Source organism: Streptomyces sp. MB09-01, from assembly GCF_033794505.1.
Lineage (GTDB): Bacteria > Actinomycetota > Actinomycetes > Streptomycetales > Streptomycetaceae > Streptomyces.
Genome location: NZ_JARAYQ010000231.1, coordinates 1 through 13269, shown reverse-complemented (window position 1 = coordinate 13269; position 13269 = coordinate 1). Strand labels below are relative to the sequence as shown.

Below are 13269 nucleotides of genomic sequence, written 5' to 3'. Positions count from 1 at the left end.
GGGACGAGGGGGGAGGGACGGCGGGCTGGACGGGGGAGTCAGACGTGGTCGACGATGCCCACCTTCCCCTCGGCGCGGGCGCAGTGCGCCCCGCAGAACCACTGCCCCGCGACCTCGACGCCCTGCCCGATGATCGAGACCCGGCAGTGCTCGCAGACGGGCGCCATGCGGTGGATGGCGCAGGAGAAGCAGTCGAAGACGTGAACCGCGCCTTGTGCATGAACCTCGAAGGACATGCCGTAATCGTTTCCGCAGACCTCACAACGTGCCATGCGCCGAATGCTGCGCACGGGGAGGGACCGGAACAAGATCCAGCGGGGTGAGTCGCCGCGCCTGCACCCGGCCGGCGCAACGGCCCTGACCCGTCCCGGCCCTCGGGCTCAGGACTCCGCCGGGGCCACGTCCCGCAGCAGCTGGGTGAAGGCGGCCTCGTCGACGACCGGAGTGCCGAAGGTCTTCGCCTTGACGGTCTTCGACGTCGCCGAGTCGGGGTCGTTCGTCACCAGGAGGCTGGTGAGCCGCGACACGCTCGTCGCGATGTGCAGACCCGCCTCGACCGCGCGGTCCTCCAGCAGCTCCCGCTCCACCGAGGTGTCACCGGAGAAGGCGATCCGCATGCCCTGCTTCAGCGGCTCACCGTCCTCGTAGCGCCCCGGATTCGGGTGCGGGCACGGCGGCCGCTTGCGCGAGGGCCGCCAGCCGCCGCCCCGGTACGAGGACTGGTACCCCACGCGCGGGGCGGCGGCCGAGTCCGACCACTCCGTCAGCGGCCGACACTCCAGCAGGGGCAGCCGTACGCCGCCGTGCGCGGCCGCGTGCAGGGACGGGCGGAAGGCCTCCGCCAGTACCCGGGCGTCGTCGAGCGCGTGGTGGGCGCGCTGCTGGACCACGCCGAAGTGCGCGGCGAGCGACTCCAGCTTGTGGTTGGGCAGCGGGAGGTTCAGTTCCTTCGACAGGGCGATGGTGCACAGCCGCTGACGGACCGGTGCGGTCCCTTCGGCCCGCGCGTACTCCCGGGCGATCATCTGCCAGTCGAAGATGGCGTTGTGCGCGACCAGCACCCGGTCCGCGAGCCGGCCGGCGAACTCCTCGGCGATGTCCTTGAAGAGCGGTGCGCCGGCGAGCACCTCGCTCGTCAGACCGTGGATCCACACCGGTCCCGGATCCCGCTGCGGGTTGACCAGGGTGTACCAGTGGTCCTCGACATTGCCCTGCGCGTCGAGCCGGTAGACGGCGGCGGAGACTATCCGGTCGTCGCGGGCGAGCCCGGTCGTCTCCACGTCGACGACCGCGTACCCCTGTGGGTACGCGGTCGGCCACGTCGTCTCTGCGGTCGTACGGTCGTCGAGCATGGTCACAGAGGATATCGGCCCGGACCGACAGCCGTGGCCGCGATGCCTCCTCAGCCCAGCTCCGAGACCAGTTCGCCGGCGCTCACGAGGGCGAAGGCGCCCGCGGGTTCGGCAGGCCCGGGGAACAGCCGGAAGGCCGTCCCCGAAGCCCCGTGCGGGGCCACGCTCGCGTGCACCAGTGCGAGGAACACCCGCTTCCGCGCCGCCACTTCGGCGGCCTCCGCGTCGGCGTCCGTGCCCGGGCGGCGCTCCTGCGGCGGCTCCAGCGCCGCGACCCGGGCGGCGAAGGCGGCCACCGGCTCGCCGTCCCCGGCCCGGTACAGCCACAGCTCGTCGAGCAGGCCCTGAACCGCTGCCCGCCGTACCACGGCCACTTCACGGGTGCGGGCCGCAGCCCGCCACACCGCGAGGTCCCACAGGGTCGTGCGGGTGCCGGAACCGAAGGACTCCCAGAGGTCGGAGGCCACGACGGCCAGCTCGTCCCCGTGCGAGCGGACGCTCTGGAAACCGCCCGAGGGCGGCAGGTGGACGTCCGTCCACAGCGCCCTGCGGGCGGTCAGGTCCACCACCATCGGCATGCAGACCCGGGACCGGCCCGCCAGGTCGAAGCGCTGGCGCACGGTGCGGGGGTCGTACGACGCGTCGCGCGGCCCCTCGGCGGGCAGCGCCATGAAGCCGGCGAAGGCGTCCTCCAGCTCCTCGAAGGGCACGTTGTTGAAACTGAAGACCAGCGGGACCGCGTACACGTCGCCGTGCGCGGCGAGCGCCGCGAGGTCCAGGTCGACGTACTCGGTGGCCCCGAGCGGTGCCGGCGCCGAGGTGAGGTCGCCCGAGTGCACGGCGCCCCGGTCCGGCCCGTGCACGAGGTTCGTGTAGTCGCACAGGCCGGTGAAGTTCCAGTCGGCGTCGAAGAAGGCGACGGACAGGTCGAGGTCGGTACGCATGCCCGCCGGTTCCGTCCAGTGCAGGAACAGTCGCAGCACCTCGCCCGCGGGCAGGGTCTGGACGCTGCCCCGGGGCACGGCCACCAAGGCCTTGGCGGCGGTGCGCTCGCCGAAGGGCACGGTGAGGTCGGCCAGCGCCGAGTCGAGGACGGCCAGGTCGTACGGGCCCGCCCCGGCCCCGGCCGCCGCGAGCCGGCGCAGCACCTCGGCCTCCAGCAGTGCGACCACCGCGGCGACGAGCCGCTCGGGCAGCGGCGGGCGCACCTCGGTCACCGACTGGGCGGAGGCGACCTGCCCGGCGGGGAAGAAGACGCGCCGGCTGCCCCTGCGGTCCTGCGCGCGCACCCGCAGCGCGCCGAGCGCCGAGAGCAGCGGGCCCGCGCCGACCTTGGACAACCCGCGTTCGAGGGCCTTCTCCAGCGCGGGCACGAGCTCCGGCCCGGTGTGCAGGCGCAGCAGGTGGTCGAGGCGGCGTACGAGTTCACCCGGGCGCTGTCCGGCGAGTGCGGCGGCGGCTCCCACGTCCCCGTCGGCGAGGGACTGTTCCAGCCGGCCGGCCCAGGTGGCGGGCCGGATCCGGCTGCCGTCCACGCGCACGGCGTCCGGGTGCGCGGCGGCGGTTTCCAGCAGGGCCGCCCCCAGCGGGGTGCCGGGCGTCACCGTGGTGCCCCGCAGCACGGCGAAGGCCAGCGCGGCGCGCGGGTGCCGTCCGTGCTGTTCGAAGGGGTGGAGGGCCTCGGCGGCACGCTTCCACGCGGTCGGGTGCCGCAGCACGTCCTCGACGAGGTACTCCGTGGGCAACGCGTCGAGCACGCCGAGCAGTTCGCGGCGCAGCGGCCGTCCCAGGCTCGCGAAGCGCGGCAGCGGGGCCAGACCGGCCTCCCCGCCGGACAGGACGGCGAGCAGCCGCAGCACGTCGGTGGCGGTGCCGAGCCGCCCGAGCAGCGCGGCCCTGTCGGGGGCGCCGGGCAGCAGGGTGCCCAGCACCAGGGCCTTGGTCTCGCGGACCGGGATGTCCTCGGGCAGCCGGCTGAGGTCCGCCGGGGCGACGGCCAGCAGGACGGTCAGGTCCTCGCGGTCCTGAGGCGAGAGCGGGGTGCGCCGGGTGAGCAGGGCCTCCAGGACCGGGACCGCGTCGGCGGCCGGGTCGGTGCCGTGCCGCAGCAGCCGGAGCGGGTCCTTGGAGCGCACCTTGACGGCTCCGACGGCCCGCACGGGGCGCAGGAACGGGTCGGCGGAATCGATCCGCCGGTGGCACAGCGGGCAGCCCGCGTAGTCGGCGCCGTCCCAGCACAGTCGGCACACGAGGTGGGCGCAGGGCGACACGGGGAAGACGGTGCGCTGCTCCCCGCACAGCACGCACGGCTGGTCGGGCTGCTGGAGCAGGTGGGCGAAGACCCGGTCGGTGTAGAGCCGCTCGGTGCTGCGTGGGACGACGCCCGGGAAGCGGCGCAGGAGCGGGACGTGGGTGCGGTCGGAGCCGAGCAGCTCGTCGGCGAGGCCGACCAGCCGGGCGTGGGTCGCGGGGAGTTCCCCGGAGGGGAGTGCGGCCAGGGCCGCGTAGAGGCTCGGCGAGAGGGTGCAGCCGCGGTCCAGGAGCTCGGATTCGAGCCTGCGCAGGGCGGGCCCGGCGACGGGCCGGACCCGTTCGGGAGCGGAGCCCTCCGGCGCGGGGCCTTCCGGGGCGGGGCCTTCCGGGGCGGGCCCGACGTAGACGGTCTGGAGCCGGCGCAGCAGCACGGACTCGATGGCAGACATGCGTGTGTTCCCTCCGCGTACGAAAACGGGGGCGGAGAGTGGGCGCGCTGAATTCATTGGAAGAGGGGAGAAGGATGCGCGCCGGGGAGCCGCCCCCGTACGGCAGATCCCATCACGGGGCGGGCGCCGGGCCAAGTGATTATCCGCCCGGCGCGAGCAGGGCGTGCACGAGGGCCCGTACGGACAGCCGGAACAGCCGCTCCGGGTCCGCCGGACGGGCCAGGGCGCGGGCGAGGGCCGGGTCGTGGGGGGCCGTGGCCGGGTCCCAGAGCTCGCTCTCGGCCGGGGACTGCGCGGGAGAGCGCTCGCGGTTGCGCTCGACGAGCAGGAAGCCGACGATCTGGAACTGGATCGCGCGCACCGCGTCGGCCGCCCGGGCGCCGCGCAGTCCCGCGGCGTGCACCTCGTGGACGAGCGCCTGCTGCGCGGGCAGGAACATCCGCTCGGTGAGCCCGCGCTCGTGGACCATCGCGATCAGGTGCGGGCGCTCGCGCAGCTCGCGGCGCAGGGTCCGGGCCACCGACAGGATGCGGTCGGCGGGGGTGCGGCCCACGGGCCTGATCGCACCCATGTCCTCCACGGTCCGCCGCACGAGGGCGTCGAGCAGCGATTCGCGGTTGCCGACGTGCCAGTAGATGGACGTCACCGCGGTGCCCAGCTCGGCGGCCAGCTTGCGCATGGTGAGGGCGGCCGGACCGTGCTGCTTGACCAGGGACGCGGCGGCGTCCAGCACCTCGTCGCGGGTCAGCGTGGATCTGGCCATGTCTGCGGGCCACCGATCTGTCGGAGTGTCAGTTCTGGTGCGTGCACGGGTCTTTACCCTTCATCGGTGCCGGTGTAACTGTGTTACAGAACCGACTCCCCCCGAGCCGAGGGATGGTGCGAGACATGGCACGCGTACGGTACGGAGCGCGGACCGAGGCCGAGATCGCGGCGTCGCGCGAGAAGAGTTCCAAGCTCCCCGACATCTGGTCCACCGGTGTGGTGGCCGTCTGGGAGAGCGACCCGGACGTCGTGACGGCGGTCCTGCCGCCACCCCTCAAGCCGGCCGACCGGCCCCTCGTGCGGGCCAACATCAGCAAGGTCGACCTGCCCGGCTACCCGCTCGGCGCCGGCTCGGTGGCCGTCGCCGCCCAGCACGGCGGCGTCGAGGGCTGGTACCCGCTGGTCATGCCGATGACCCACGAGCGCGCCCTGATCGGCGGCCGAGAGGTCTTCGGCGAGCCGAAGAAGCTGGGCGAGGTCACCGTCGAGCGCGACGGTCTCGTCGTCCGGGCCGCCCTCGCCCGGCACGGCATCGCCTTCGTCGAGGTGCGCGGGGCGGTGGACCGCGCCCTGCCGCGGCCCGAGCCCACGCAGAAGACCGACTTCTACTTCAAGTTCCTTCCCGCCGTGGACGGTTCGGGCTTCGACGCCGACCCGGTCCTCGTGCACTGCACGCGCAACGAGAAGGTCCGCAAGCTGGAGCACATCACCGGGGACATCGTCCTGCGCGAGTCGATGTTCGATCCCGTCGCCGACCTCCCGGTCCGCCGGATCGTGGAGATCACCATCGGCGAGAAGACCACCGACCAGAAGGGCCGGGTCGTCGAGCGGGTCAGCGCCCAGGCCCTGCTCCCGTACATCCACCAGCGCTACGACGACCCGATGCAGATCCTCGACGGCCCTCCGGAAGGCAGTGTCTGACATGCGCATCGAACCGGGACAGGTGGCCGTCGTCACCGGCGCCGCCAGCGGCATCGGCCTCGCGATGGCCCGCCGCTTCGCCGCCGAGGGACTGAAGGTGGTCCTCGCCGACGTGGAGGAGGGCGCCCTGCGCAAGGCCGCCGACGAACTCGCCGCGGACGGCGCCCAGGTGCTCGCGCGCATCGTCGACGTCAGCGACCGCGACTCCGTGACGGCACTGGCCGACGCGGCGTACGAGGCCTTCGGCGCCGTGCACGTGCTGTGCAACAACGCGGGCGTCGGCTCCGGCGCCGAGGGCCGGATGTGGGAACACGAGCCCAACGACTGGAAATGGGCCTTCTCCGTCAACGTGTGGGGCGTCTTCCACGGCATCCAGGCCTTCGTCCCCCGCATGATCGCGGGCGGCGCGCCCGGCCACGTCGTCAACACCTCCTCCGGCGACGGCGGCATCGCCCCCCTGCCCACCGCCTCGGTCTACGCCGTCACCAAGGCGGCCGTGGTCACCATGACCGAGTCGCTCTACGCCCACCTCAAGGCGGAGGGCGCCGCCGTCGGGGCCTCCGTCCTCTTCCCCGGACCGCACATGCTGCGCACCGGACTGTGGGAGTCGCACCGCAACCGGCCCGAGCGGTACGCGAAGGAGCGGCCGCGCAAGTCCCCGTACCGCAGCCTCGACCAGTACGAGGCGGCGATGAAGCAGGCCGGCCACGAGGTGAACTTCACCCCCGTCGAGGAGGTCGCCGAGCACGTCCTCGACGGGATCCGCGCCGACCGCTTCTGGATGCTCCCGGCCAGCGAGCACAGCGACCGGCAGATCCGCGCCCGGTCGCAGTCGATGCTCGACCGGGCCAACCCCGCCTACCTGGAAAGCTTCATCCTCGACTGAGGGGCGTTCGTCGTGAGTGACCTCGTGAGTGACACACCGTACGAAGACCCGTACCTGATCATCTCCTCCGACTGCCACGCCGGCCTGCCCACGGAGCGGTACCGGCCCTACCTCGACTCCCGCTTCCACCCCCAGTTCGACGCCTTCCTCGGCGAGCGCGACGCCCGCCGCGCGGAGGCCACCCGGCTCGGCGTCCGCAACGAGGCCTTCGCCGAGAAGTGGTTCCACGACCACGAGGAAGGCCTCAGGGGCGGCTGGGACACCGGACAGCGCCTGAAGGAACTCGACGGCGACGGCGTGGCCGCCGAGGTCGTCTTCCCCGACGCGGACGCCGTCGACAGCCAGACCGCGGCCCCCTTCGGCGTGGGCCTCGGCCTCTCCGGCGACCAGGACCCCGAGCTCGGCATGGCGGGCGCCCAGGCGCACAACCGCTGGCTGGCGGAGTTCGTCTCCGAGAACCCCGAGCGCCACTGCGGGGTCGCGCTGCTCCCGATCACGGGCGAGCCGTCGAAGGTCGTCGCCGAGATCCACCGGGCCAAGGAGTCCGGGCTGGGCGCGTTGATGATCCCCGCCATGTGGGTGGACAAGGCGCCCTACCACGACCGCCGCTACGACCCCGTGTGGGCGGCGGCGGCCGAGACGCGGATGCCGATCGTCACCCACTCCGGCTCCTCCCCGCGCCACGAGTACGGCGACCACCTGGGCATCTTCGTCTCCGAGGTCACCTGGTGGCCGGCCCGCCCGCTGTGGTTCCTGCTCTGGTCGGGGGTCTTCGAGCGCCACCCCGGCCTCAAGTTCGGCGTCGCCGAGTCGGGCTGCTGGTGGCTGCCGAACCAGCTGTGGTTCATGGACCGCCTCTACCTCGGCGCGCACGGCGGCAAGAAGCTCTCCCCCTTCGAGGAGCTGAAACGGCCGCCGAGCGAGTACCTGGACCGCCAGGTCTTCGTCTGCGCGACGAACACCAAACGGCGCGAACTGGCCCAGCGCTACGAGATCGGCGTCGACAACATCCTGTGGGGCTCGGACTTCCCGCACCCGGAAGGCACCTGGCCCGACACCCGGAACTGGCTGCGCAAGACCTTCCACGACATCCCGGTCGACGAGACCCGCCGGATGCTCGGCCTCGCGGCGGCCGAGGTCTTCGGCTTCGACACGGACAAGCTCGCTCCCGTCGCCCGCCGGATCGGCCCAACCCCGGCCGAGCTGGGCCAGTCCCCGGACCAGGCGGCCGTGGCGGCCTCCTGGGCCCGCTCCCGCGAGACCGGCCGCCACTGGCTCACGGGCGGCGACTTCCCGGTACTGGGGGTCTCGTGATGACGGAGGACCAGGACCGCTACACGGTCATCTCGGCGGACTGCCACGCGGGCGCCGACCTGCTGGACTACAAGCCGTACCTGGAGAAGCGGTACCACGACGACTTCGACGCCTGGGCCGCCACCTACGTGAACCCGTACGAGGACCTCCTCGCGGACACGGCGGACCGCAACTGGAACTCCCGGCGCCGGCTCTGCGAGCTGGAGGCGGACGGAATCGTCGCGGAGGTCGTCTTCCCGAACACCATCCCGCCGTTCTTCCCCAAGGCCTCCCTGATGGCGCAGCCGCCCACGGCCGCCGAGTACGAGATGCGCTGGGCCGGGCTCCAGGCCCACAACCGCTGGCTGGCGGACTTCTGCGCGGACGCGCCGGGCCGGCGCGCGGGCGTGGTGCAGATCCTCCTCAACGACGTGGACGCGGCGGTGAAGGAGATCCGCCGCACGAAGGAGGCGGGCCTCACGGGCGGCATCCTGCTGCCCGGCGTCCCGCCCGGATCCACGGTCCCGGAGCTCTACTCGGCCGCGTACGACCCCATCTGGGCGGTGTGCGACGAGCTGGACGTCCCGGTCAACCACCACGGCGGCTCGGCGTCCCCGCCGCTGGGCGACGAACCGGCCGCCCGCGCGGTCTTCATGGTGGAGACCACCTGGTTCTCGCACCGCGCCCTGTGGCACCTCATCTTCGGCGGGGCCTTCCGCCGCCATCCGGGCCTGAAGCTGGTCCTGACGGAGCAGGGATCCGGCTGGATCCCCGGCGTGCTGGAGATGCTGGACTACTACCACGGCCGCCTGGTCGCGGCCTCGGCCACGGCCGAGGCCAAGTTCGGGGCGGGCCTCGCGGAGTCGATGGGCAGCGGCCCGAGCGAGGTCTGGCGGGAGAACTGCTTCGTGGGGGCCAGCTTCATGCGCCCCCACGAGGTCCCGCTCCGGGACCGGATCGGCCTCGACAAGATCATGTGGGGCAGCGACTACCCGCACGACGAGGGCACCACCCCCTTCTCCCGCGAAGGCCTCCGCATCGCCTACGCGGGCCTCCCGCGCGCCGAGGTGGCGGCGATGGCCGGCGGCAACGCGGCCCGCGTCTACGGCTTCGACCTGACCCTCCTGGACGCACTCGCCGCCCGACACGGCCCGCTGGTCTCGGAGATCGCCGAACCCCTGACGCAGCCCCCACCCGAGGCCACCAGCCCGGCCTTCGCCAAGGGGGGCTCGGTCCGGGTCTGGTAGCGCTGCGGCCGACGCGGCTCACGCTCCGGCATAGGTGAGCTGCGTCGGCGCCAGTGCGTGCGTCCCCCGGACCGGGGTGTCCCGGTGGACCACGACCTGCAGCTTCTCCAGCCCGGCCAGGGGCGCGAGGTCCAGCGGCCCGTCGCACGCGCTCAACGTCAGCATGGCGAGCTCGGGCAGTTCCGCCAGCGCCTCCAGCCCCGAGGCGAGGGAGCAGCCGGCCAGGAACAGCTCGCGCAGTCCCCGGTACCGGGTGAAGGCCGTGAGGTCCAGCTCCGAAGCGCTCGTCACCTGCAGGAAGGCGAGGGGAAGGTCGTAGGGCAGCTTCGCGAGCCGGCCGGCCTGCCGGTTGCCCGAGACCGTCAGCGACGACAGCCGGGGCCACCGGTCGAGACCGTCGAGGTCGAGGAGACAGCCGCCGCTCACCAGCCACAGACCGGTGAGCCCCTCGGGGGCCGGCAGCGTGCCCACGCAACGGTGCCCCCAGGCCGAGTCGAGACCCAGCAGGGTGAGGCGGGCCAGGTCCCGCAGCGGCTCCAGGGCCACGCGCCCGGGCATCCGGGTGAGGAAGAGCCGCTGCACCGCCGTCCCGCAGAGCGGCGACAGGTCGAACAGCGACCGGCACGATTCGAGGCTGAGGTACTCGAGCCGCTCCAGCGCCCGGAGCGGAGCGAGGTCGACGAGGGCGCCGTTGTCGGACAGCTGCAGCCCGAGAAGGTTCTCCCGCGAGACGACCTCGTCGGTGAGTTGGTGGTCCCCGGTCAGGCGCAGCCGCAGGATGTGCCGCAGCCTGGGCAGGGCGGCGAGCTGCCGGGCCGTGCGCACGTTCAGGAACCCCTGGGTCAGGGACGCGCCGGAGAGCACCGTGTCCGCGTAGTCCTGGGCCTTGAACCTTCCCCAGGAACCGTTGAGTTCGGCCATCACCCCGAGCCGGACGTCGTCCCGGAAACGGCCGATGACCTGCAGTGCGTGCGCGCCTCCGATCAGCGCGGCCGTCCGGATCACGGCGGCCGCCTCGGGCTCCGTCACCTCGTCCGGCCCGGGAAGCAGCTCCAGCGTCAGCCCGCCGGCCCGCGCCAGCTCCTCCGCCTCGTTGAACGTGCGGGGAGGAACGAGCTGCGCCGCGCGCGTCTCGATCTCGTGCCGCACGTCGGGTGCCAGCTCGGGGGAGTGTTCGAGGCAGGTCGCCGCGAGCAGCACGAGCCGGTTGTCCAGATCCGGTTCCTGGGCGGCGCGGTCGAGCACGCGCCGCAGGATCTCCGCCCTCTCGTCCGAACGCGCGTGCCCGACGGCCATGCGTACGACGTCGTCCCACGTGTCGTCGTGCGTGTGACGGACCAGGACGCCGAAATCCCTCGCCTCCACCGCGGCCTTCGCCCCGAGGTAGTCCTGGAAGGTGCGGTGCACGAAGGTCACGGAACCCTTGGTGGGCTCGCGCAGCAGTCCGGACCGGATCAGCAGGTGCGTGACGACCTGCTCGGCGGTGCCCTGGGCGCGCACCTGCGGCATCAGCTCCAGCCACCCGTCGACCAGCCCCACCACCTCCCCGATCGAGGTCTCCGCCTGCCCGTTGCGGATCAGCCAGTACGCGAACCGCTGGAGCAGCAGGATCTGCTCGTCACGCGTGAGGTAGACCCCCTCGACCGCGCTGATCTCGCGTTCGGTGTCACGCCGGACCAGGAGCATTTCGAGCGCCGCGTCGTACAACTCCTTTCGGGCGCGGGGGAGGTGCATGCGACGGTCGCGGTTGAGGGCGCACAGCAACGCGCACATGAGGGGATTGGTCGCCAGCCGGCTCAGGTCGCGTCGGGTCCCCACCGCGCTCATGAGGGACCCGGCGTACGAGTGCAGCTGCGCCCTCTCCTCCTCGGTGGAGCACTCCGCCCGGGCCGAGGCGTGCCATTGCGCGATGAACGCGCGGATGTCCTCCCGTTCCATGGGGAGGAGGGAGTAGTGGGTGAAGTCCTGTCGCGAGAGCCAGTCCTCCGGGACCGCCGACGGGCGCGTCGTGACCACGTACCGCGCCTGCGGATAGGCGGTGATCAGCGACCGGAGCCAGACTTCCGTCCGCTTGCGCAGCCGCAGCGGCACCTCGTCCACGCCGTCCACGAGGATCAGCGCGCGGCCGCTCTCGAGGAGCCCCTCCACCCAGCCTTCGGGTGCCGGAAGCGGCACTCCCGCCGCCGCCAGGAACTCGCCGGGCATCGGCAGGGACTTGGCCGAGGTGAAGGAACGCAGGCGCAGGACGAAGGGGACCAGCACGTTCCACGATTCGAGCCCGGGTCCGAAGGTGCGCCGGGCCGCGTTGAGGGCCAGCCACTGCACCACGGTGCTCTTGCCGGAACCGGCGGCGCCGCGCAGCAGGATCCGCTCCGAAACCGACAGGGTCTGCTCGATCCGCACCTGCTTGCCCTGCGTGGAGTGGGAGAAGCCGTAGGAGTCCAGCGCCGACGTCTCCGCGCTCACGGCGAGGCTGATGTAGGCCAGGTCCAGCGGCCAGTCCTGACGCGACTGGCCGAGCGTGACGCCGAACAGCTGGAGGCGTCCGTGCTCCTCGGCCATGTACCGGGCGTACCGCTCCTCGAAGGCGTACGCGGCCCCGTCCGCGCCCCGGTCCAGCCGTTCCAGCCGTTCCACGGAACGCGTCAGCTTCCCCGTCCGCCGGACCAGCTCCACATCCGCCCGGGCGCCGAAGCCCGGCAGGGTCGTCGCATACTCCACCGTGTGCTCGCAGCACAGCCGGGACAGCCGCCCGCAGAGCGCCTGCGCGCCCTGGCTCAGGCCCGGCGGGGGAGGCGGCAGGGTCGCGGCGAGGGCCTCCGGGTCGAGCTCCGCCGCGAAGAGGGCCTCCGCGTCCAGCGGGCCGAGCGCGGCGAAGGCGTCGCCGACCGCGTCCAGCGCCGCCAGGCGCTCGTGTTCCGGGAGGCGGGCGGTGGCGTCGGCCAGGCGGGCCGCCAGGGTCTCGGTCAGGCGCCGCACTTCCGGGGGCCCGAGCTCCGCCGCCGGTCTGCGCCAGGCCGGCACCGGGCGGGCCGGGTCGGCGGTCAGGCCCGCACCGGGGGCCCGCGCCAGGAGGGACTTCAGCAGGGTGGTCGCCGCCGTGCCCGCGACCCGTAAGAGAACCGTCTCGATACCCGTCATTCCACAGCCTCCCCCTCGGCTGGACATCATCTCGCGAACCTGCGGTAACCCGGTCGGATACCGATCGGTAACAACCCCTAGCGGAGCCCCCGAGGGCGCCTCTATGGTGCGCTCATGCCGAACCTGCCCGATGTCGTGCTGTGGTCCATACCGGCCTTCGTGCTGCTCACCGTCCTGGAGGTGGTGAGCTACCGGATCCATCCCGACGACGACGCGGCCGGGTACGACACCAAGGACGCGGCCACGAGCATCACCATGGGGCTCGGCAGCATCGGGTTCGACCTGCTGTGGAAGATCCCCGTCGTCGCCGTCTTCACCGCGGTCTACGAACTCACCCCGCTGCGCGTGCCGTTCCTGTGGTGGACCGCCCTGCTGATGCTGCTCGTCCAGGACTTCCTCTACTACTGGCAGCACCGGCTGCACCACGTCATCCGCATCCTGTGGGCCTGCCACGTGGTCCACCACAGCAGCCGGCGGTTCAACCTCACCACCGCCCTGCGCCAGCCCTGGACCAGCGCGACCACCTGGTGGTTCTACCTGCCGATGGTGGCCCTCGGCGTGCATCCCGCGGCGATCCCGTTCTGCTACGGACTCAACCTCCTCTACCAGTTCTGGGTCCACACCGAGCGCATCGGGAAGCTGCCCCGCGCCTACGAGTACGTCTTCAACACCCCCTCCCACCACCGCGTCCACCACGCCTCGCAGGGCGGCTACCTGGACCGGAACTTCGGCGGGATCCTGATCGTCTGGGACCGGATGTTCGGCTCCTGGGTGGGGGAGACGGAGCGGCCCGTCTACGGGCTCACCAAGAACATCGACACCCACAACCCGCTGCGCGTGGCCACCCACGAGTACGCGGCCATCGCGAGGGACGTGCGGGCCGCCGCGAACTGGCGCGAGCGCGCCGGACGGGTCTTCCGCGGCCCCGGCTGGCAGCCCGCCGCGCCCGCCCCCGCCGGAGC

Annotated in this window: 10 protein-coding genes; 5 read left to right on the top strand and 5 right to left on the bottom strand. The window is 72.7% G+C overall.

What is annotated here, in order from left to right:
* Nucleotides 1-38 precede the first annotated feature (38 nt).
* From PV721_RS33875 to PV721_RS33860, 4 genes are all read right to left on the bottom strand, one after another.
* The gene (locus tag PV721_RS33875; RefSeq protein WP_319731148.1) at nt 39-272 is read right to left on the bottom strand and encodes a hypothetical protein; all 234 of its coding nucleotides are present in this window, start codon (nt 270-272) and stop codon (nt 39-41) included.
* A 108-nt stretch (nt 273-380) separates the two neighbouring features.
* Nucleotides 381-1358, bottom strand: a complete 978-nt coding sequence (locus tag PV721_RS33870; protein ID WP_319731146.1) for a DEDDh family exonuclease — start codon at nt 1356-1358, stop codon at nt 381-383.
* 44 nt (nt 1359-1402) lie between these two features.
* On the bottom strand, nt 1403-4054 hold the full coding sequence (locus PV721_RS33865) for an MXAN_6230/SCO0854 family RING domain-containing protein (protein WP_319731144.1): 2652 nt from the start codon (nt 4052-4054) through the stop codon (nt 1403-1405).
* 139 nt (nt 4055-4193) lie between these two features.
* Nucleotides 4194-4817 carry a TetR/AcrR family transcriptional regulator gene (locus tag PV721_RS33860; RefSeq protein ID WP_319731142.1) on the bottom strand — a complete coding sequence of 208 codons (624 nt, stop codon included), beginning with the start codon at nt 4815-4817 and terminating at the stop codon, nt 4194-4196.
* Between the two features lie 125 nt (nt 4818-4942).
* Between PV721_RS33860 and PV721_RS33855 the strand changes: the two genes are divergently transcribed.
* The 4 genes from PV721_RS33855 to PV721_RS33840 are packed head-to-tail and all read left to right on the top strand — an operon-like array spanning nt 4943 to nt 9166.
* Entirely contained in the window at nt 4943-5740 is a 798-nt protein-coding gene (locus PV721_RS33855) for an acetoacetate decarboxylase family protein (protein ID WP_319731140.1), read from the top strand.
* Nucleotide 5741: 1 nt separating this feature from the next.
* Nucleotides 5742-6626: an SDR family NAD(P)-dependent oxidoreductase gene (locus PV721_RS33850; protein ID WP_319731139.1), complete on the top strand. Its 885-nt coding sequence runs from the start codon at nt 5742-5744 to the stop codon at nt 6624-6626.
* Nucleotides 6627-6650: 24 nt separating this feature from the next.
* Entirely contained in the window at nt 6651-7940 is a 1290-nt protein-coding gene (locus PV721_RS33845) for an amidohydrolase family protein (RefSeq protein ID WP_319731138.1), read from the top strand.
* Nucleotides 7940-9166 (top strand): amidohydrolase family protein, encoded by a 1227-nt coding sequence (locus PV721_RS33840; RefSeq protein ID WP_319731136.1) that lies wholly within the window; start codon nt 7940-7942, stop codon nt 9164-9166. Before PV721_RS33845 ends, PV721_RS33840 begins: the two co-directional genes overlap by 1 nt.
* A gap of 18 nt (nt 9167-9184) precedes the next feature.
* Here PV721_RS33840 and PV721_RS33835 read toward each other — a convergent pair whose 3' ends face one another.
* On the bottom strand, nt 9185-12307 hold the full coding sequence (locus tag PV721_RS33835; RefSeq protein WP_319731134.1) for an NACHT domain-containing protein: 3123 nt from the start codon (nt 12305-12307) through the stop codon (nt 9185-9187).
* A gap of 114 nt (nt 12308-12421) precedes the next feature.
* Here PV721_RS33835 and PV721_RS33830 point away from each other — a divergent pair.
* Nucleotides 12422-13269 (top strand): sterol desaturase family protein (locus tag PV721_RS33830; RefSeq protein WP_319731132.1); only part of this gene is annotated, 848 nt, incomplete at its 3' end.